At 64.7% G+C, this 17,911-nt stretch carries 20 protein-coding genes and 3 pseudogenes; 12 read left to right on the top strand and 11 right to left on the bottom strand.

Going from position 1 to position 17,911, the window contains the following annotated elements:
• From AC27IQ_RS09205 to AC27IQ_RS09240, 8 genes and pseudogenes are all read right to left on the bottom strand, one after another.
• Positions 1 to 244 (bottom strand): annotated as a pseudogene (locus AC27IQ_RS09205) (KUP/HAK/KT family potassium transporter); the annotation flags it as partial.
• A gap of 115 nt (positions 245 to 359) precedes the next feature.
• Positions 360 to 677 (bottom strand): hypothetical protein, encoded by a 318-nt coding sequence (locus AC27IQ_RS09210; RefSeq protein WP_487089285.1) that lies wholly within the window; start codon positions 675 to 677, stop codon positions 360 to 362.
• A 169-nt stretch (positions 678 to 846) separates the two neighbouring features.
• Positions 847 to 1,101, bottom strand: a complete 255-nt coding sequence (locus tag AC27IQ_RS09215; RefSeq protein WP_487089286.1) for a hypothetical protein — start codon at positions 1,099 to 1,101, stop codon at positions 847 to 849.
• A 130-nt stretch (positions 1,102 to 1,231) separates the two neighbouring features.
• Positions 1,232 to 1,717, bottom strand: coding sequence for a hypothetical protein (locus AC27IQ_RS09220; protein ID WP_487089287.1), 486 nt, complete (start codon positions 1,715 to 1,717; stop codon positions 1,232 to 1,234).
• Between the two features lie 7 nt (positions 1,718 to 1,724).
• Positions 1,725 to 2,738, bottom strand: a complete 1,014-nt coding sequence (locus tag AC27IQ_RS09225) for a hypothetical protein (RefSeq protein ID WP_487089288.1) — start codon at positions 2,736 to 2,738, stop codon at positions 1,725 to 1,727.
• A gap of 92 nt (positions 2,739 to 2,830) precedes the next feature.
• Positions 2,831 to 3,367, bottom strand: a complete 537-nt coding sequence (locus AC27IQ_RS09230; RefSeq protein WP_487089289.1) for a hypothetical protein — start codon at positions 3,365 to 3,367, stop codon at positions 2,831 to 2,833.
• A gap of 12 nt (positions 3,368 to 3,379) precedes the next feature.
• Positions 3,380 to 3,583 (bottom strand): hypothetical protein, encoded by a 204-nt coding sequence (locus AC27IQ_RS09235; RefSeq protein ID WP_487089290.1) that lies wholly within the window; start codon positions 3,581 to 3,583, stop codon positions 3,380 to 3,382.
• Positions 3,584 to 3,868: 285 nt separating this feature from the next.
• Positions 3,869 to 4,231 (bottom strand): hypothetical protein, encoded by a 363-nt coding sequence (locus tag AC27IQ_RS09240; protein ID WP_487089291.1) that lies wholly within the window; start codon positions 4,229 to 4,231, stop codon positions 3,869 to 3,871.
• A 256-nt stretch (positions 4,232 to 4,487) separates the two neighbouring features.
• On the opposite strand from AC27IQ_RS09240, the gene AC27IQ_RS09245 reads away from it, so the two are divergent.
• The 8 genes from AC27IQ_RS09245 to AC27IQ_RS09280 all read left to right on the top strand — a co-directional run bounded on the left by AC27IQ_RS09245 (position 4,488) and on the right by AC27IQ_RS09280 (position 10,967).
• On the top strand, positions 4,488 to 4,880 hold the full coding sequence (locus AC27IQ_RS09245) for a hypothetical protein (RefSeq protein ID WP_487089292.1): 393 nt from the start codon (positions 4,488 to 4,490) through the stop codon (positions 4,878 to 4,880).
• A 35-nt stretch (positions 4,881 to 4,915) separates the two neighbouring features.
• Positions 4,916 to 5,611: a hypothetical protein gene (locus AC27IQ_RS09250; RefSeq protein WP_487089293.1), complete on the top strand. Its 696-nt coding sequence runs from the start codon at positions 4,916 to 4,918 to the stop codon at positions 5,609 to 5,611.
• A 151-nt stretch (positions 5,612 to 5,762) separates the two neighbouring features.
• The gene (locus AC27IQ_RS09255) at positions 5,763 to 6,683 is read left to right on the top strand and encodes a hypothetical protein (protein ID WP_487089294.1); all 921 of its coding nucleotides are present in this window, start codon (positions 5,763 to 5,765) and stop codon (positions 6,681 to 6,683) included.
• A 50-nt stretch (positions 6,684 to 6,733) separates the two neighbouring features.
• Complete coding sequence (locus tag AC27IQ_RS09260; protein ID WP_487089295.1) at positions 6,734 to 7,111, top strand: DUF2190 domain-containing protein; 378 nt, start codon at positions 6,734 to 6,736, stop codon at positions 7,109 to 7,111.
• Between the two features lie 25 nt (positions 7,112 to 7,136).
• The gene (locus AC27IQ_RS09265) at positions 7,137 to 9,989 is read left to right on the top strand and encodes a phage tail tape measure protein (protein WP_487089296.1); all 2,853 of its coding nucleotides are present in this window, start codon (positions 7,137 to 7,139) and stop codon (positions 9,987 to 9,989) included.
• A 15-nt stretch (positions 9,990 to 10,004) separates the two neighbouring features.
• Positions 10,005 to 10,223, top strand: coding sequence for a hypothetical protein (locus tag AC27IQ_RS09270; protein WP_487089297.1), 219 nt, complete (start codon positions 10,005 to 10,007; stop codon positions 10,221 to 10,223).
• Positions 10,220 to 10,516, top strand: a complete 297-nt coding sequence (locus AC27IQ_RS09275) for a hypothetical protein (protein ID WP_487089298.1) — start codon at positions 10,220 to 10,222, stop codon at positions 10,514 to 10,516. The genes AC27IQ_RS09270 and AC27IQ_RS09275 overlap by 4 nt, the downstream gene beginning before the upstream one ends.
• 1 nt (position 10,517) lies before the next feature.
• Complete coding sequence (locus AC27IQ_RS09280) at positions 10,518 to 10,967, top strand: phage virion morphogenesis protein (RefSeq protein WP_487089299.1); 450 nt, start codon at positions 10,518 to 10,520, stop codon at positions 10,965 to 10,967.
• A 152-nt stretch (positions 10,968 to 11,119) separates the two neighbouring features.
• Here AC27IQ_RS09280 and AC27IQ_RS09285 read toward each other — a convergent pair whose 3' ends face one another.
• The 3 genes from AC27IQ_RS09285 to AC27IQ_RS09295 all read right to left on the bottom strand — a co-directional run bounded on the left by AC27IQ_RS09285 (position 11,120) and on the right by AC27IQ_RS09295 (position 14,304).
• The gene (locus AC27IQ_RS09285; protein WP_487089300.1) at positions 11,120 to 12,652 is read right to left on the bottom strand and encodes a potassium transporter Kup; all 1,533 of its coding nucleotides are present in this window, start codon (positions 12,650 to 12,652) and stop codon (positions 11,120 to 11,122) included.
• A gap of 222 nt (positions 12,653 to 12,874) precedes the next feature.
• The gene (locus tag AC27IQ_RS09290; protein WP_284402360.1) at positions 12,875 to 13,564 is read right to left on the bottom strand and encodes a DUF3334 family protein; all 690 of its coding nucleotides are present in this window, start codon (positions 13,562 to 13,564) and stop codon (positions 12,875 to 12,877) included.
• 62 nt (positions 13,565 to 13,626) lie between these two features.
• Positions 13,627 to 14,304, bottom strand: coding sequence for a GntR family transcriptional regulator (locus AC27IQ_RS09295; protein WP_284429148.1), 678 nt, complete (start codon positions 14,302 to 14,304; stop codon positions 13,627 to 13,629).
• A 466-nt stretch (positions 14,305 to 14,770) separates the two neighbouring features.
• Here AC27IQ_RS09295 and AC27IQ_RS09300 point away from each other — a divergent pair, with 466 nt between their 5' ends.
• The 4 genes and pseudogenes from AC27IQ_RS09300 to AC27IQ_RS09315 form a co-directional block, all read left to right on the top strand.
• Positions 14,771 to 15,538, top strand: a complete 768-nt coding sequence (locus tag AC27IQ_RS09300; protein ID WP_284407590.1) for a DUF969 domain-containing protein — start codon at positions 14,771 to 14,773, stop codon at positions 15,536 to 15,538.
• A gap of 2 nt (positions 15,539 to 15,540) precedes the next feature.
• Positions 15,541 to 16,497 (top strand): DUF979 domain-containing protein, encoded by a 957-nt coding sequence (locus tag AC27IQ_RS09305; RefSeq protein WP_272564729.1) that lies wholly within the window; start codon positions 15,541 to 15,543, stop codon positions 16,495 to 16,497.
• Between the two features lie 18 nt (positions 16,498 to 16,515).
• Positions 16,516 to 17,212: pseudogene (gene pcp / locus AC27IQ_RS09310) on the top strand (pyroglutamyl-peptidase I).
• An 85-nt stretch (positions 17,213 to 17,297) separates the two neighbouring features.
• A pseudogene (locus AC27IQ_RS09315) lies at positions 17,298 to 17,911 on the top strand (LamB/YcsF family protein); the annotation flags it as partial.

Raw genomic sequence — 17,911 nt, forward strand, 5'->3', positions numbered from 1 at the left:
TCCCCGCGCATCAGCGCCAGGGCTCCGGGCAGGTCGGGATCGTTCTTGAAGCCGTAGTGCACGATCACCTGCCAGCAGTCGCCGCCCAGGGGTTCGACCTGCAGCCGCCGGTCCAGCCCGATCCAGGGGACCTCGTGGCTGCGCACGGTCACGAACAGGTTTCTGCTCGTGCAGCACCTTGTTTGTGCTTGAGGTTGTGCAGCAGCGCGTGCGGCACGCTGTCGGCGTCGGCGGTCATGAACACGTGAACGGGAGTGAGATAAAAGAAGAGAGGGAGGCGCGATATTTTGGGATTTAGTGGGGATTTATTGGCAGATAGGGGGATAAGTTTTGCAAATCTCTTTCCCCTGGTAAAAGCCTCATTTGACCGTGTCGAGGGTAGCGACTTGCTGTGCAATCGCCTCACCGCTGGCGGCGCTCATCACTGTCCATGTTCGCCCGCTCGCACGGCTCACGATCACCACCAGCGTCCCTTTGACCTGGGGCGGGCACACGCAGTCCAGACGCTCAAGGCGCTTTGCATAGCGATGCAAACCTGACCTTGACAGAGCAATTCCGGCGAGCTTCAACGTGGTCAACGTTTCATCCAGTCGCGCATAGTGATGCTGGCGGATGGTGGCTTCAATGAAAGCCAACTGCTCAGGCGGAAACTTCATCGGTGTCGAAATGCTGCCCATGGCTGTGCGCGTTTTGTGAGTGGTAAGACCACGCAGTGTTTCTTTCTTTCCCGAATTGGTCCCATGAACGGCCTTCACTTATCGAGCGCCGAGGATGGTGCGGCCGGCGACCTCCTCGCCACCGCGCTGGCCCGGTGCCGGCAGTCACCTGGGCGCCCCTAGCCTACCTTCACGGTCCGGGCGGCACGGACGCGCCGCGTACCGGCGCCATGTCTGCCCGCTTCTTCTCGTCCAGGCGGTCCCTCATCGCCCTGACCTCATCGCGCTGCGCTGGGGTTAGGCGCGTGGTGCCTTCGAGGCCGGTTGCGGCCGTGGCGTCGAGGATGGCGATCAACTGGTCGTAGTAGGACGGCCACTGCGTGTAAGGCAGATCGAGGGTGCTTGCGGCTTTCTTGAGCAGCGAGGAGGAAGGGTGGTCGAGCATGGTGCCCCCGTAGTGTTGCGAAGGGCTCCATGAGATTGTCACGACTGCGCGCCGTCAAGCGTGCGTGCGCCGTGCGTCTCCGCGAATTCCTAGGGAGGGGCGCAGGGATGAAGGCGCGCCAGGCGCCTGCCTACCCCGCAAAATCCAGTTCAGGCGTGGCGAACTGGGCGACGTTGGCGCGGTGCCACGCAACGTCCTGCAGATGGGCCGTCAGGGCCGCGATGACGGCATCGGGCTCGGCCTTGGAGGCGTAGAAGTCGGTGAGCAGTTGCAGGGCCGCGCCGAAGCCGTTGTGCAGGGCCACCACGTCGGTGCCTGCCAAGCGCCGGCCGGTGGGAATGTCCACCAGCATCTTGCCCGCGCTGGCGGCGATCCAGCGCGTCACGAAGTCGATGCCGCAGGCCGATTCATAGGGGCGGATCAGATTGGCCGGGATGCGGCCCGTTTGCAGCCACTTGTACACGGTCCAATGGTCGGTGATGCCCATCTCATCGGCAATGCGCTCCACGGACCGATTGAGGCGCTCGCGGGCGTGTTCCTTGCACAATTCCAGCGCGTGGCGCAGGCTGGTGGGCTGCAGGCGCTTCCAGTTGCGGGAGTGCTTCTGTTGGGCCATATCCACCTCACAAAGCACGTGGATTGGTGGCCCGATTCTCACGTATGCGGTTTTCCATATCTTCGATCATTTCCTCACTCATCCATGGTGGATTTAGCTGGCTTTCCAAGTCCACAGTAATCCGGAAGCCATTTGCTATGTCCACCAACCGTTGGCATGCAAATTCAACTGCCTGTCGGGCCTTGAGGTCAGCCGCTTCACTGGCCGATGCGGACAACGCGGCATCCACCGCCAAAAACAGGCGGCGCAAGGGCACTTCCAGTTGCAACGTAGCCTGGGTGATGGCGTCCATCAATATTTGCTCTTCTTCGGATTTCGCCTCGCTGCCGGGAACCGGTTTGAAGCGCTTGGCAGCGCGCTCTTCCAGCATATCGATGCGCTCGTTCTTGTTGGCGATCAGCCGATCCTTTGCTTCGAGTGTTTCCGTGGCCTCATTCAACTGCTTTGTCAAAGTCTCTTTTTCCTTGACGTGTTTGGAAATGATCTCTTCAGCCAATTCCACGAAACCTTCCTTGTCACCAGTCTTGGCAACATCCAGCAGGGCCTGCTTGCTGTCCTCGGGCAACTTGCGATACTGGCGAAGTTCACGGTATCCGGCTCCAATGGCGGCTAGGTTACTCAACGCCTCTTCGCCGAAGGCGTCGAGGTTTTTCAAATCCTCATCCAATTTGTCGGGGCTAAAGCCAAGCGCGCGACAGAAGCCATCCCAGGTGCCAATGTCGGCGACAGGAAACCCATTGCGATCAGCGCCCGTTTGACCTGCCAGCGATTTGTAGCTCTTCGATTCCTTGATCGACTTCAACGACTGCAGGTTCAGTGCATTGGCAAGCCCACCAATTGCCAATCCCATCTGGACGCGGCCAATCAGTTGATTGAGGTTGTCGCGCTCGCTGGTGTAGTCCTCTTTCAGAAGGGCTAACTCGCGTCCTGCATTCACGGCTGATGCGAGTGCTTCTTCATTGATTTGGATTGCAGGTTGCGTCGGAATTTGCTTGCGGGGGCGGCCACGTGTTGCTGTCATGGTGATTCCTTCCTTGGTGTTGTTGCAGTGAATCGTAAGGGGCAAAAAATCAGCCCGCCAGGGCATTGAACACCGTGGCGGGCTGTTTTGGGTCAGGCGCTTGCCGTCAGCCCTTCACGCCTGCGTGCGGGTGCTTTGCGTTGCTTCGACGATGGCGCCTTTTTCGAGGAAGGCGAGGTAATAGACACCTGCGCGACACCATTCATGATGGTGTGGCCCACGGAATAGCCTTGCCGTTGCAAGGCCGCATACAACGCTATCAAGGGAGCCGATTCACCATTCAGAATGGTGGCGTCATACAACTCCTGGTGAAGCCTGACCAACGACGCTTCATCGACGACTGCACCACTGCACGCATCCATGATGCGTACCAAAAGATCAGGTGAAACGCCTTGGATTGCAGGCGTCGATACAGATTGGTTCAACATCAGTTGAGCGGTGCTGCGTTCATCCGCAGCCTCCAAAATGGCACTCAATGCTGCTTTCTGGGTACGAAAGAAAAAGTACAGACCTTCTACATTGAGAGGGGCTTGGCCTGAAATATGGCTGCACAGTTCTTCCATCAAGCCTGCTTGCCGCATGCAGCCTTGCAGGTTCCAAAATTCCTGTTCCGAAAGTTCGTAAGACATGGTGCGCCCCTTTCAGTGAACCGAGCCGGCATCAACTGCCGCGAGGGTTTCCAGGGCCTCGCGTGCCTCCTCCAGAAGATTCTGGGCGAGGGCGTAGGACGGCAGGGCCGCGCGCAGTTCAAGCAGGCAACGGCTCAGGCTGTTCATGGCCTGGGCGTGCAGTTGGATCGGGTCAGGGGTCGCTGCGGTGCAGCGCGGGAGATGGATGACAGCCATGATGGCCTCCTAGCGTTTCGTTCAATTCGCCTCCTGTTCAGAGAGGCGGCCGGGTACTTGAACACGGTGCTAGGCCCGCCCGCAGATTTCCCCCGAAAGGTCTTTTATAGCTGCGCGCTACCCGGCCTATACAAAACGTACAGGCACAAAAAAACCACGAATGACGGTCGCGGTTGGCCGCCTAGCAAAGGTGTGTTCAGCACCTAGGCGAATGATAGCCCAAACTCCGAACGTTCGGAGTTTTTTGGTATTTCTTCCATAAGAAAACTCCGAACGTCCGTATTTTTACACTCGCCCCACCTTCGGCATGAACCCCACATGGGAAAACAGCCGGTAGTACATCTTCCGGGCCTCCAACAACTCCAGCGGCTCGTGCGGCTTGGCCGGCAGTCCATGCACGTGGATGCGGTCGAAATCCCGCGCCGCGCGGCTCCAAGTCTTTGCCAGCGCTTTGCCCATCTCGGGCGACTCTTTCAACTGGTGGCCCAGCACGTCGCGCAACGCAGCGAAGATGCCATTGGCCCAGTCGTCCACCTTGGTGATTTCCTCGCGCAGCACGGCGGCGGTGCGGGCGTTCTGGATCACCATTTGCGCCTGCAGCCAGGCAGCGGTTTCGGGGCTCAGATCGGCGGGGATGTTGTGGTTCATGGTGCACCTCTCATGCAGTGGTTGTTGGGATGGGTGCATTGTTCTGCGCATGGGGCTTGAGGCACCAGACCCAGTGCGTGGGTTTGTTTGGAATGGCGTTGCGCGAGGGCTTTCCAAAGTCGGCGACAGCCTGGACGTGCCAGTCCGGCCGCTTGTGAAAAGCGCGTGGCGTCAAACATAAAACTGACGTACTCCATTGAAAGAAATGTAGGCCGTCAATGGACCATGCAGGCAGTTCAACGAACCGCTGCCCACCATGCCAGAAATTCCCCTGAGACCCAAGCTGCAAGAGCTGTCCGAAGCGCAACTCGCGCCGCTGGAAGCCGTGCTGCCGCCGCAATGGCCGGAGGTCTGGAAAGACTTTGCCTACAGCTTCTACTGCACGTTGCTGGCAAGTCCTCCGAAGGTCCAGGCCGATGCGGCTGAACTCTGCCTGCACCTTGCTCAGGGCATTGCCAAGGACCTGGGCGGCACGCAGCCCTACATCCCGGTTGGACATCTGGTGTCGAGCAACACCAATGCGGCCAAGGCTCTGGACTTGCTGGGCAAGGGCTACTCGTACAAGGCGGCGGCGGGCATGTGTGGCTTGACCGAGTCCCGCGTGCGGCAACTGGAAACCGAACATCGCAAATCACGCGCCAAAGCCTGACCTCCAAAACCATCACTCACCACACCTTTTCATCCATGACCACCGAAACCTCCTACTCGATGCATCTGCAAACGGTGCTGGAAAACCAACAGGCGATGTCCGTCGCTCGCGCCAGCATCGCCCAACTCCGGCAGGCCATCGCCGACCAGCAAGCCAAGGCCGGCGCGCTACGCGTCCAAGCGGGCGAGGTGGCCGCGCTGGAGACCCAGCGCGAAGACTTGCTGGCCGACATCGCCACCGGGCAGGACAAGGCCGCTGAACTCGCGGCGCTGGACAAGGGCCTGGCGCAGCGCGTCGGCGATCTCGCTGAACAAGGCACGCAGGCCGCCATCGAGCAGACCGTGGCAGGTCTCATGCGCAAGCTGGGACGTGCCGCGACCGAACTGGAACAGTTGGAGGAACAACGCCCGCAACTCCTGCGGCGATTGCTGAACGCACGCGCCGAAGCACTGGGTCCGGCGTATGTGGAAGCTGCGAAGAAGTTGCGCACGCTCCACGACCAGCTCCTGTGCTTGAACCACTTGCTGATGGAGCAAGGCCAGACCCACGCAATGTCGATGCGCAGCGGATTACAGGTGCCGGCTTTTTCGCTGGACTCGGTGAGGCACCACGCCATGACATTCAATCCCACCTTGCTGATGGACACGGCGCGCGGAACCTTGGCGGAACTGACTCCCGCCATCGTCGCGGAAAAAGCCGCCCTGCGCTCCCTGGGTGTGGAAATCGCATAGCGGAGCCTCCCCTGCGGCTCAGACCCTGTCCGTTTCGCACGGAAACCGCTCCCAAATCATCCCAAAGCGTTCGGCCGACCCATCGGGGCCATCCAGCGTTAGCCGGCCTTCCTGGGCTTTTAAACCGTTTCCATTCTTTGAAGCCATCGCCATGCCTTCCATCCACCTGACCGATGCCCAGATCAACGCCCGCGCCATCGCCCATGCCCGTGACCACCGCGTGAGCTATTCCGAGGCCCTCAACCATGTGGTGGCCTTCGCCGAAACGCCGCCCGGCGCGTCGTCTGCCAGCGCTGCAGTTACCACCACCGCCGAGCCCTTGACCGATGCCCAGATTGACACGGCGGCGAAGCGCTATGCCGCGCAGCATGGCGTGGACTACCTGGCCGCGCTGCGCATGGTGCTGGGCGCGCAAGAAGATGCCGCAGCGCTCCAGCGCCCGCAAATCAGCCATTCCAGCGCCGTTGATCGGCAGATCGACGCGGCTGCGAAGGCGCATGCCAGCGCCAACCGCGTGAGCTACGCCGAAGCGCTGCAGCATGTGACCCTGCCCCATAACGCAGCCAGTTTCAGCGAGGGCGCGACATTGCCTGGCCCTGCCGTCTCTGCGGCCGTACGTGCGCTGCAGAGCCAGCCCATCGAAATCTTCCGGGCAGGATCGCATGTGGACAACGCGGGCAACGCACATGCCTTCTCGGTCGCGGACGTCAAGGCCATGGCGACGGTATACAACCCGGCCCTCCAGGAAGCGCCCCTGACGCTGGGCCACCCCGACACCGACCATCCGGCCTATGGTTGGGTGAAGGGGCTGACCGCCACGGAGGATGGCCGGCTGCTCATGCAAGCGGGCAACGTTGATCCGGCCTTCGCGGATGGCGTGGAAGCTCGCCGTTTCAAGAATCGCAGCGCCTCGTTCTACCCGCCGCATGCCCCCGCCAACCCCATGCCGGGACATTGGTATCTGCGGCATGTGGGCTGGCTGGGCGCCCACCCGCCCGCCATCAAGGGCTTGGCCGAGGTGAAGTTCGGCACCGCTGCGCAAGACTTCGCTGTGTGTTTCAGCGATGCCTGAAGGCACTCGATCCAACCGATGAACCCCTTGCCTTTTTGAAGGAAACCAGCATGCCGATACCTCCCATCAGCGGTCCCCAGTTCGACAAGCAACACGCGGTCACGGTCGTGGCCACCGCAGTGTTGGAAGCACATCGATTCATCGGCTACGACGGCGCCTATGCGCTGGGCACGGCCGATGTGCGGGATGTGCAGTGCATCAGCGAAACCGCCGCGCAGCCGGGCGAGGCGTTCTCGGGCGTGACGGGCTATAGCTACCCGGTGCAAGCCGCCGAGCCATTGGCATTGGGTGACTACGTCAAGCCCGCGAACGATGGCAGCGGGCGTGCCGCCAAGGGGACGGCCACCGACCACTGCGCGCGGGCGCTGCATGCGGTGATTGCGGGCAAGCTGGTCGAGTGCGAATTGGCGCGGCGCTTGCCCGCGTAGTACGGTCGATTATCCAGGCGAAAGCATGAGCCTCAAGCCCATCGAAATCCTCATCCGGGTCAAGGATGAAGCCAGCAGCATGCTGGGCAGCGTGCAGGCCAAGGTGGCGGCATTGGGCGCTGCCGTGGCGGCCTTCTTCGGCGTCACGTTGTTCGCGGGGGCGGTCAAGTCGGCGGCGGAATTCGAGGCGGCGCTCTCGCGGGTCAAGGCGGCGACCGATGCGAGCGCGCAGGAAATGGTGGCGCTCAAGCAAGCCGCCGAGGACGCGGGCGCGAACACCAAATACACCAGCGTCGAGGCCGCGAACGCGCTGGAAAACCTCGCCAAGGCGGGCCTGAGCGCCAAGGATGCCATCACGACGCTGCCCGCCGTGCTGTCCCTGGCCCAGGCCGGCGACATCGAACTGGCGCAGGCCAGCGAGGTGGTCACCAAGGCGGTGATGGGCATGGGCCTGTCGTTCGACCAGGCTGGGCGCGTGGCCGACGTGCTTGCCAAGGGCGCGAATGCCTCCAACACCAGCGTCAAGGGCCTGGCCGAAGCGCTGTCGTATACCGCGCCCGTGGCGCACAGCCTGGGCCTGAGCCTGGAATCCACGGTTGCCATCATCGGCAAGTTCGCGGATGCCGGCATCGACGCCAGCCGCGCGGGCACGGCGCTCAACAGCATCCTGAGCCAGTTCGCCGACCCGGCCAGCAAGTTCCGCGAGAGCCTGAACGCCATCGGGATCACCACGAACAACTTCGGGCAGGCGCTGCAGCAGCTGGCAGCGGCCGGGCCGCGCGGGGCCAGCGCCATCCTGGCGGTCGGCATGGAGGCCGGCCCGCCGTTTCGCGCGCTGCTGAACCAGGGCATCGGCGCCCTCACCGAACTGACCGCCAAGCTGGAGGATTCCGCGGGCAGCGCAGCACGCACGGCGGCGATCATGCAGGACAACCTGCCGGGCGCGATGAACGGCCTGGCGAGCGCCTGGGACACGGTCAAGAACGTGCTGGGCGCGCCCGTGCTGCCAGTGCTGAAAGATGCGGTGAATGAGCTGGCCGGCGCGATTCGCGGCATGGTGTCCGATGGCACGATTGCCAAGTTCGGCGAGTCCATCGCGGAGGCATTCCGCTCGGGGATCAAGTGGGGCCGGGACTTCCTGGCGCAGATCGACTTCAAGGCGATCACCACCAGCATGCAGGACTTTGCCACCCGCGCGGGTGCCGCCTTCACCGAGATCGGCAACTACGCCAGCACAGCGGGCAACTCGGTGCAGTTGGCCTACGGCGTGATGACAGCCGGCGCCAATACGGTGCTGGCCTACATCTATGGCCTGGGCATTGCGTTCACAGAGATGGCCGCGTTCGTCGTCAAGGGCGTGGCCTCGCTGTCGGAGTCGTTGTCCAAGATCGCCATCGGCAGCGCCAAGCAAAAGCTGCTGGACGATGCCGCCCAGATGCGCGAGGCCCTCGCCGGCCTGGCTGGGGTCAGCGACGAATTCGCGCGCCGGGCCAACCTGGCGATGGACCGCGCCGCCGCCGGTGCGCAGATCGCCCGCAACGGGTTCAGTGGCCTGATGACGGCCACCGAGGCGACCGCGACCGCCAGCGCCAAGGCCGATGCCGACATCAAGGCCATGGCCGCCAGCATCGAGGCGGCAGGCAAGAATGCCGAAGCGGCAGGGCAGAAGCAAACGAAGGCGTCCACCGATGCCGCCGCCGCCGTGGCCGCCCAGGTCACCCGCGTGAAGGAACTGCGCGCCGAGTACGAAAAGCAGATGGCGCTGGGCAATCTGCAAGCCGCTGCCGAGGTGCTGCAGAAGATCGACCAGGCGCAGCGCGCGGTGGCGGCCTCGGCGGAGTTGTCGAGCGCGCAGATCGAGGCGCAGGCCAAGGCGCTGGCGGCCAAGAACACCGTGGCGCAGGCCGGGCTGAATCTGGAGATGGCGCAAGAGCGCGCCTATGAGGCGACCGCCAGGGCGGCGGGCAACGAAGTGGCAGTGCTGAACTCCAAGATTCGACAGAAGGAAATCGAGATCAAGATCGTCCAGGCCACGGCCAAGGCGATGAACGACGAGGCCGAGGCATCCATCCGCGTGGCCGAGACCAAGCTCAAGGAACTGCATGCCAACAAGGAAACCAACCCGGAGTTGGAAGCGGAACTGCGCAACCGCATCGAACTGGGCAAGGCCAAGAAGCTGGAGGCCGAGGCGGCAGCGGCCGGCGTCGTGCGGCTGCAGGCGGAAATCACGATGCTGCGCAACGGCACGGATGCGCGCGACAAGCACACCGACGCCACGCTGCGCAGTGCACGGGCGCGCGATGCAGCCACTACCGCGCTGGAGCGGGAGAACGCTGCACAGGAGCGCGCCATTGCAGCGCAGGAGAAGTCCAATCAGCTCAAGGAACGCGAGATGGAGCTGTACCGCGAAAAGTGGAACATGGACAAGGAAGGGTTCAGCCTGAACACGGCCGGCCAGCGGGTGGAAGCCTCGGTGGCCACGCGCGCCTCGGTGTTCAACACGGCCAAGTCGGCGGGCCTGGATGAAGCCGCGGCCCTGCGCATCGTGGACCAGTTCGCCGCCGCGATCGACCGGCCAGCGGGCGTGCTGTCGCGCACCGGCGGCGCGGACATGAATCAGATCAACAAAGCGATTGCCGATGCCGTGGTGCAGCAGGCGCGCGACAAGGTCAATGCCGAAGCCAAGCAGCAGGCCCAGCAGTCCGGCAGCACCGCCACGGCCAGCGATGCCAGCCGGCAAACGGGCAGCGTGACGAACGTGTACATCACGGTGGAGAACAAGAAGTACGGGCCGGTGGACACCAGCGCGAGCGGGGCCGCATCGCTGCAGGATGCGCTGCGCGAGCTGGCGCAGAGTCGCGGCGCTTCCATTCAATAGTGACAGGTAAGAAGCATGCGGTTTTCAATCCCTGAATTCCTGTTCGGGCTCGTGATCGGGGCGGCCATCACGCTGCCGTTCGCACGCGATGCTGCAGCGCCCAAGGCACCCACTTGCACCATGGAAAGCGGGACTGATATCTGGTCCCGCAAACGGCAGGACATTCCCTGCCCGATGAACCACACCAACCGCGCTACGGCCGGCAACGGCGGCGCTGGGAAGAAGGTCGAATGAACACCATCCACGGCACAGTCAGCGCCGATCCACTCATCTGGGCAGACATCAAATCTGTCCGCGAATCCATCGCCGACATTGAGTCGCAGGGAAAGTCAACCGCCTGCCTGTCCCAGATCATCGGGTTTGCGGTGAGCGTGCTGGAGGGGGCCGCATTGGTAGCCGTAGCGCGCGGGGATGGCTACGTGTTCGATGGCCGCATGAGCGTGGAGGACGCACGGCGAAGGGCGGAGCATCTGCGAGTCATTCCCCTGCGGCCGAGGAACCCATTCAAGCCCACCTCGGAGAATTGAATTGCTGGAAGTCACCACCAACGATGACGCATTCACCGCTGACCTGCACGCGCTGTACGCGCGCATGCGGGACATGCGCCCTGTCTTGGAAAGCATCGGTACGGAACTGGAGACGCGGGTCAGCAACAGGTTTGAGACGCGCACCGATCCGCTGGGCAAATTTTGGGCGCCCTGGGCACCGGCCACGCTCGCAACCTATCCGGACAACGGCAACCGGCTGCTGCTGGATCGCCTTGGCGATATGCTGCACAGTCTGACCCACCAAGCCGACGACAGCAGCGTGCGAGTAGGCTTTGGCCAGTCATACGCTGCATTTCACGAATGGGGCACGGAAGACATGCCGCGTCGTGGGCTCCTATTCGCCGATCCCGAAGCCGGCACGCTTGGTCATGAGGATGAGGCGGCCGTGTTGGATATCCTGGCCGTATGGCTCAACGGCCTGACCGAGTAGCGGGGCGGGGTCCTCATAAAGTGAGTACCCCAGAAGGTCGTCATGGCGGCAAGGGCTTGAGGTGGCTCTAATGCATTGAGCGGCTCAAATGTGAGTCGCTCGGCAATGTTGGATTCCTGTTGCGTAAATATCTTGCGCCACGCGAAAAATCCTCAGTTTTGATTTATCGCAGTTTTGCCGCTGCAAATATCGCGCCCCGCTTCAAACACGGCGGTGCCGCGCACGCGGTGCGGCATGCCGTGCGCCAGGGCCTCGATGAAGGGGGCGAGCGGCATGCGCTCCTGCGCCGCCGCCTGCTCGGCCACGCGCCGGCCCTTGGCCCAGGTGGTGAAGACGAACATGACCAGCGCCGCCACCGCCAGGGTCAGCCAGCCGCCGTCGGCGATCTTCAGGCTGTTGGCCACGATGAAGGTCACGTCCACCAGCGCGAAGCAGCCCACGCCCAGGCCCACGGCCAGCGGGTTCCAGCGCCACAGCCGCAGCGCGACCACGCCGGCCAGCAAGGTGGTGGTGAGCATGGTGAGCGACACCGCGATGCCGTAGGCGGCCGACAGCGCGCTGGAGCTGCGAAAGGCCAGCACCAGCAGCAGCACGCCGGCCATGAGCAGCCAGTTCATCGTGGGCAGGTAGATCTGGCCGATGGCGGTGCCCGAGGTCTGCACGATGCGCATGCGCGGCAGGTAGCCCATGCGGATGGCGTGCGCCGTCATGGAGAACGCGCCCGAGATCACCGCCTGCGAGGCGATGACGGTGGCGCAGGCGGCCAGCACCACCACGGGCACGGTGGCCCAGGGGGGGAAGAGCCGGAAGAACGGGTTGTCGATGGCCGCGGGGTTGGCCAGCACCAGCGCGCCCTGGCCGAAATAGTTGAGCACCAGCGACGGCAGCGCGATGAACAGCCACGCCAGCCGGATGGGCGTGGCGCCGAAATGGCCCATGTCGGCATACAGCGCCTCGCCACCCGTGAACGCGAGGAACACCGCGCCCAGTACCGCCAGCGACTGCGCCGGGTGCGTGGCCAGGAACTGCACCGCCCAGCGCGGGTCGATGGCCTCCAGCACGTGCGGGTTCTGCGTGATCTGCCAGAGGCCGGACACCGCCAGCACGCCGAACCACAGCACCATCACCGGCCCGAACACGCGGCCCACCGATTCGGTGCCCCGGCGCTGCACGAGGAACAGGCCGATCAGCACCAGCAGCGTGATGGGCACCACGTAAGGCTTGAACACCGGCGTGGCCACCTCCAGCCCCTCGACCGCCGACAGCACCGAGATGGCAGGCGTGATGAGGCTGTCGCCATAGAACATGGCCGCGCCGACCAGGCCCAGCCCGGCGACGGCCTTCCACGCCCACGGGCGGGCGCCGCCGCGCTCCAGCGCCTGCGCGGCCAGGCCCTGCAGTGCCAGGATGCCGCCTTCTCCGTCGTGGTCTGCGCGCAGCACGAACACCACGTACTTGAGGGTGACCACCAGCATCAGGCCCCACAGCACCAGCGACAGCAGGCCCAGCACCGCGGCGCGGTCCAGCGCCACGCCGTGCTCGGGGTTCAGGCATTCCTTGAAGGCGTAGAGCGGCGAGGTGCCGATGTCGCCGAACACCACCCCCAGCGCGGCGATCATCAGGGCGGATCGGGCGGCGAAGCCGCGGGCAGCGGGCGCGTGTCCGGGCGCCGGAAGGGAGGTCATTGCGGAGTGCGGGGGCAGTGAAGGGTCGGCGCATTGTGCGCCGGCGGCCGCGCGCGGTCACGGGCGGCGCGAACCGGGTGATGCCGGCGCGCAACGCTGTGGCAAGGCTTGGGGCGGAAAAGGCCTTCAGCGCAATTTCCACTAGGGCGTATTGCTATTAATTAAATAGCGTCTCAGTGGCGGTGCCTTCGTGGCCCGCCACCGCATCGGCCCGCCCCGCCGTCACATGCCCAGCGACTTGAGCAGGTCGTCCGTGTCGCTGGACGACGCGGCGGCCGGCACCGGGGCCGCGGCCTTGGGCTCACCGGCCTGGGCGATCAGCGCGTCGGGATCGGGGGCTTCCTGCGGCTCGAAATCGACGAGCTTGATGAACTCGGTGCGGTCGATCGCCAGCTCCAGATAGAAGATGTGATTGCTGGCCGTGTAGAAGGTCACGCGGCGCGCCTCGGGCTTGTCCAGGTTGGCGTCCACGCTCAGCATCACCTGCTTGTTCAGCGCCAGCATCTTGGGCTGGTTCTGCGTGATGTGGGTCTGCAGCTCGCGGCGCACCTTGCCGGTGAAGTCGCCCACCACCTGGTTCATCAGCTCGCCCATCACGTTCGACACCTCGTCCGAGGTGTAGGAGCTGGCCAGGTCGTCCTTGGACATGCCCATGCTCAGCAGGTAGCTCTGGTAGAGCTCCATCGCCGCTTCCTTCGAGAAATTGATGATCACCAGGCCCGAGAACCCGCCGTCGAACAGCACGAAGCAGCCGATGTCGGGGCGCAGGCAGGTCTTGGTGATGCGCTGGACCATGCCGGAGTAGTGGATGGGGCTCTGCGTGGCCACGCTGAGCACCCGGGTCACCGAGTTGCAGAGGCTGATCAGCAGGTCTTCGGTGCCGTAGACGATGGAGGGGGTTTGTGCGCTCATGGTGTGCAAGGGGAAAGGGGAGGGGGACGAAAAAGGGGCTCTGGAAAAAAGGCCGGGGCGGTTCAGCGCTCCGGGGTGTCGGAGATGCGCCGGGCATACACCGCCAGCACGATGCGCTCCGAATGCACGAGGTACTCGTTGAGCTGGTCCGAGGCCTCGCGCAGTTTGCCCGCCTCGAACAGATCGACGATCTTCACGTTCATGTCCACGTACGGCGCGTGCAGGAACTCGGGGTCGTTCAGCAGCCCGAAGGCCAGCCGCAGTTCGGCCAGGATGTGCGAGAACATCACGTTCAGGCGCTCGCTGTCGGCCAGCTCCACGATGGCCATGTGGAACTCCATATTGGCCGTGCCCACGCCCTGCCAGTCGGCCGCCTCGCGGCAGCGCACCGCCGAATCCACCGCCTCGCGCAGGTGCTTCTTGGCGGGGTGGCGCGGGTAGGCCTGGGCAATGGCCTGGCACTCGATGAGCCGGCGCACGCGGTAGATGTCGATGATCGAGGCGATGCTCGGGATGGCCACCGAGACGCCGCGGTTGGGCTCGTACTTGACCAGGCCTTCCTTGGTCAGCAGGCGAAAGACCTCGCGCAGGGTGTTGCGCGAAATCTCCAGGCTTTCGCTCAAGGCGGCCTCGGACAGCCGCTGGCCGGGCGAGAACTCGCCCTTCACGATCTTCTGGCGGATCAGCTCCGCCGTGCGTTCGTTCAGGGTCTGGGCGTTCGTGGGGGTTTCGATGGTCATGCCTGGCGGTTCGGGGTGGGCGTGCGGCACGGCGTGCGCAGGCCGGGATCGGGGTTCCGCACTTTGTAGCAGATCGGCCTGCTTCGCAAGAATCCACCCTGTGGAATACCGCTTTCTAACCGCTTTTCCTAGGGTTTGTCCGGATCGGTCGCCCGCCCTGTTGTTGGGCAAAATCGATCAATCGTGAAACAAATTGGTGCTTGTTGTCTCTTCAAGGTGCATCGATTGTTCAACAACTTGAAGTTTTTCAAGGGTTGATCCCCGGTTTGTTGTTCATGGATTGGCATGCAATTTGCGTTGTATGCCGTGCCGGTCCAGACCGCGCTCGGGCAGCAACCTCCCATTGCCCGCGCGCTGCCAGGCTGGCAGTGGGGCCCTACGGTTGTCCGCACTTCTTCGCCAATGGCGGCGAGGCGCACGCGACCACCGGACCGGCCAGGGCTGTACGTATTCAAGGAAGTTCAAGATGCAAAACGTAGTCAATCTGTGGCCGCTCATCGGGGTGGCGGTCATCATCGTGGGGTTCATCCTGCGGTTCAACCCGATGCTGGTGGTGATCGTCACGGCCATCGCGACGGCGTTTGCCGCCGGATTTCCGATCGACAAGATCCTGGCCACCATCGGCACCGGCTTCATCAAGACGCGCAACCTGCCGCTCATCATCCTGCTGCCCCTGGCGGTGATCGGGTTGCTGGAGCGCCACGGCCTGCGCCAGCATGCGCAGAACTGGATCAGCAGCATCAAATCGGCCACTGCCGGCCGCCTGCTCATCGTGTACCTGGGCGCCCGCCAGATCACGGCCGCCATCGGCCTGACCAGCCTGGGCGGCCACCCCCAGATGGTGCGCCCGCTGCTTGCCCCCATGGCCGAAGGCGCCACCGAGGCGCGCTACGGCAAGCTGCCCGACCGCATCCGGCACAAGCTGCGCGCCTTCTCGGCGGCCACCGACAACGTGGGCCTGTTCTTCGGCGAAGACATCTTCGTGGCCTTCGGTGCCATCGTGCTGATGTCCACCTTCCTGCACGAGGCCGGCATCGACGTCGAACCGATCCACATCGCGCTGTGGGGCATTCCGACCGCGATCTGCGCGTTCGCCATCCACGCCTGGCGCCTGCACCGCCTGGACGGCGTGCTGGCCCGTGAACTGGCCGCGCACGCCGCCGAAACCGCTGCCCGCAATGGCAACGGCAATGGCAATGGCGACGGCACCCTCTCCAGCGCCAAGGGAGCATGAACATGACACTGACCATCCAACACCTGTACTACCTCGTCGGCGCCATCCTGGCCATCACCGCGGTGATGACCGTGGCCGACCGTGACAACCCCAAGCGCTTTTCCAGCGGACTGTTCTGGGCCCTGTATTCCCTGGTCTTCCTCATCGGCGACCTGCTGCCGCCCATCTGGGTGGGCGCCGGCGCCGTGGTGATGGCGCTCATCGCCGGCTTCGGCGGCGTGGGCGCGGGCAAGCACACCCCCCGCACCCCGGCCGAGTACCAGACCAGCGCCAAGCGCCTGGGCAACCGCCTGTTCATTCCCGCGCTGGCGATTCCGCTCATTACGATGATCGGTACGCTGTCGGCCAAGCACCTGACCGTGGGCGGCGTGCCGCTGATCGACCCCAAGAACACCACCCTGGTGAGCCTGGGCGTGGGCTGCGTGCTGTCGCTGGCGCTGGCCTGCTGGCTGACCCGCGAGAGCCCCGTGCAGGGCCTGCGCGAATCGCGCCGCCTGACCGACGCGCTGGGCTGGGCCCTGGTGCTGCCGCAGATGCTGGGCATGCTCGGCCTGGTGTTCTCCGATGCCGGCGTGGGCAAGGCCGTGGCGTACATCACCACCAGCTACATCAACATGGACATCCGCTTCGTGGCCTGTGCCGTGTACGTGATCGGCATGGCGCTGTTCACCATCATCATGGGCAACGGCTTCGCCGCCTTCCCCGTCATGACGGGCGGCGTGGGTGTGCCGATCCTGCTGGGCGTGTACCACGGCGACCCCGCCGTGATGGCCGCGATCGGCATGCTCTCGGGCTACTGCGGCACGCTGCTGACCCCGATGGCCGCCAACTTCAACATCGTGCCCGCCGCGCTGCTGGAGCTTCCGGACAAGAATGCGGTGATCCGCGCACAGGTGCCGACGGCCCTCGCGCTGCTCACCTGCAACGTGTTCCTGATGTACTTCCTGATGTTCCGATAGTCCGAAGAAAGGCCGCCCGTGTCCGACGCCGCCCCCCACACTGTGCTGCTCACCGGCTTCGAGCCCTTCGAGCGCGATCCGGTCAACCCCTCGTGGGAGGTGGCGCGGGCGCTCGACGGCTGGCAGCATGGGGGGCGCCACGGTGCGCTCCGTGCAGCTGCCCTGCGTGTTCGGCAAGGCCGCGCAGGCGCTCGACGCGGCGCTGGCGCAGTGGCGGCCCTCGCTGGTGATCTGCCTGGGCCTGGCCGGTGGCCGCGCCGAGGTGTCGCTGGAGCGCGTGGCCATCAACCTGGACGATGCGCGCATCGCCGACAACGCCGGGCAGCAGCCGGTGGACACCGCCGTGGTGCCGGGCGCCCCGGCGGCGTACTTTTCCACGCTGCCCATCAAAGCGATCGTGCGCGACCTGCGCGCCGAAGGGCTGCCGGCCGCGGTGTCCAACACCGCGGGCACCTTCGTGTGCAACCACATCTTCTACGCGCTGATGCACCGCCTGGCGCAGCAGGCCGCGGGTGCCACCACGCTGCCGGGCACTGCGGCGCCTGCGCGCGGCGGCTTCATCCATGTGCCGTACCTGCCCGAGCAGGCCGCGCGCGTGGGTGGCGGCGCGCCCAGCGTGGCGCTGGACACGCAGGCACAGGCCCTGCGCGCCGTCATCCGCACGGCGCTGGCCGTGCGCGAGGACGTTCGCGAAACCGCCGGGCAATTGCATTGACCGGCATGGTCATATAGACGGGGCGCTGCGCGCAGCGCTCCGCGGGTTTGAGATATCGGCGGCACCGACCGCCAGGAGAACGACGATGAAAATGGATCTGAACAGCGACCTGGGCGAGAGCCTCGGCGCATGGCGCATGGGCGATGACGCGGCCATGCTGGGCATCGTGAGCAGCGCCAACGTGGCCTGCGGCTTCCACGCCGGCGATGCCGCCGGCATCCTGCGCACGCTGCGCGAGGCCCAGGCCCGCGGCGTGGTGGTGGGGGCGCACGTGGCCTATCGCGATCTGGTCGGTTTCGGTCGCCGCAACATGGACGTGGAAAGCGCCGACCTCGTGGCCGACGTGATCTACCAGATCGGCGCGCTGCAGGGCCTGGCCAAGGCCGCCGGCACCGAAGTGCGCTACGTGAAGCCCCACGGCGCGCTCTACAACACCATCGCCCACGACGCCCGCCAGGCGCGCGACGTGATCACCGCCCTGCGCGAGATCGACGACCGCCTGGTGCTGGTGGCGCTGGCCGGCTCGCCGCTGATCGGCTGGGCGCGCGACGCCGGCCTGCGCGTGGTGGCCGAAGCCTTTGCCGACCGCGCCTACACCCCGGCCGGCACGCTGGTGTCGCGCCGCGAAAAGGGCGCCGTGCTGCACGACGCCCGCGCTGATCGCCGAGCGCATGCTGCGCCTGGTGTCCGACGGCGTGA

This window comes from Acidovorax sp. KPB24-07, assembly GCF_057543315.1.

Coding starts and splice junctions, on each gene's coding strand:
- AC27IQ_RS09210 (WP_487089285.1), bottom strand. CDS start 677: ATGGGCAGCATTTCGACACCGATGAAGTTTCCGCCTGAGCAGTTGGCT.
- AC27IQ_RS09215 (WP_487089286.1), bottom strand. CDS start 1,101: ATGCTCGACCACCCTTCCTCCTCGCTGCTCAAGAAAGCCGCAAGCACC.
- AC27IQ_RS09220 (WP_487089287.1), bottom strand. CDS start 1,717: ATGGCCCAACAGAAGCACTCCCGCAACTGGAAGCGCCTGCAGCCCACC.
- AC27IQ_RS09225 (WP_487089288.1), bottom strand. CDS start 2,738: ATGACAGCAACACGTGGCCGCCCCCGCAAGCAAATTCCGACGCAACCT.
- AC27IQ_RS09230 (WP_487089289.1), bottom strand. CDS start 3,367: ATGTCTTACGAACTTTCGGAACAGGAATTTTGGAACCTGCAAGGCTGC.
- AC27IQ_RS09235 (WP_487089290.1), bottom strand. CDS start 3,583: ATGGCTGTCATCCATCTCCCGCGCTGCACCGCAGCGACCCCTGACCCG.
- AC27IQ_RS09240 (WP_487089291.1), bottom strand. CDS start 4,231: ATGAACCACAACATCCCCGCCGATCTGAGCCCCGAAACCGCTGCCTGG.
- AC27IQ_RS09245 (WP_487089292.1), top strand. CDS start 4,488: ATGCCAGAAATTCCCCTGAGACCCAAGCTGCAAGAGCTGTCCGAAGCG.
- AC27IQ_RS09250 (WP_487089293.1), top strand. CDS start 4,916: ATGACCACCGAAACCTCCTACTCGATGCATCTGCAAACGGTGCTGGAA.
- AC27IQ_RS09255 (WP_487089294.1), top strand. CDS start 5,763: ATGCCTTCCATCCACCTGACCGATGCCCAGATCAACGCCCGCGCCATC.
- AC27IQ_RS09260 (WP_487089295.1), top strand. CDS start 6,734: ATGCCGATACCTCCCATCAGCGGTCCCCAGTTCGACAAGCAACACGCG.
- AC27IQ_RS09265 (WP_487089296.1), top strand. CDS start 7,137: ATGAGCCTCAAGCCCATCGAAATCCTCATCCGGGTCAAGGATGAAGCC.
- AC27IQ_RS09270 (WP_487089297.1), top strand. CDS start 10,005: ATGCGGTTTTCAATCCCTGAATTCCTGTTCGGGCTCGTGATCGGGGCG.
- AC27IQ_RS09275 (WP_487089298.1), top strand. CDS start 10,220: ATGAACACCATCCACGGCACAGTCAGCGCCGATCCACTCATCTGGGCA.
- AC27IQ_RS09285 (WP_487089300.1), bottom strand. CDS start 12,652: ATGACCTCCCTTCCGGCGCCCGGACACGCGCCCGCTGCCCGCGGCTTC.
- AC27IQ_RS09290 (WP_284402360.1), bottom strand. CDS start 13,564: ATGAGCGCACAAACCCCCTCCATCGTCTACGGCACCGAAGACCTGCTG.
- AC27IQ_RS09295 (WP_284429148.1), bottom strand. CDS start 14,304: ATGACCATCGAAACCCCCACGAACGCCCAGACCCTGAACGAACGCACG.
- AC27IQ_RS09300 (WP_284407590.1), top strand. CDS start 14,771: ATGCAAAACGTAGTCAATCTGTGGCCGCTCATCGGGGTGGCGGTCATC.
- AC27IQ_RS09305 (WP_272564729.1), top strand. CDS start 15,541: ATGACACTGACCATCCAACACCTGTACTACCTCGTCGGCGCCATCCTG.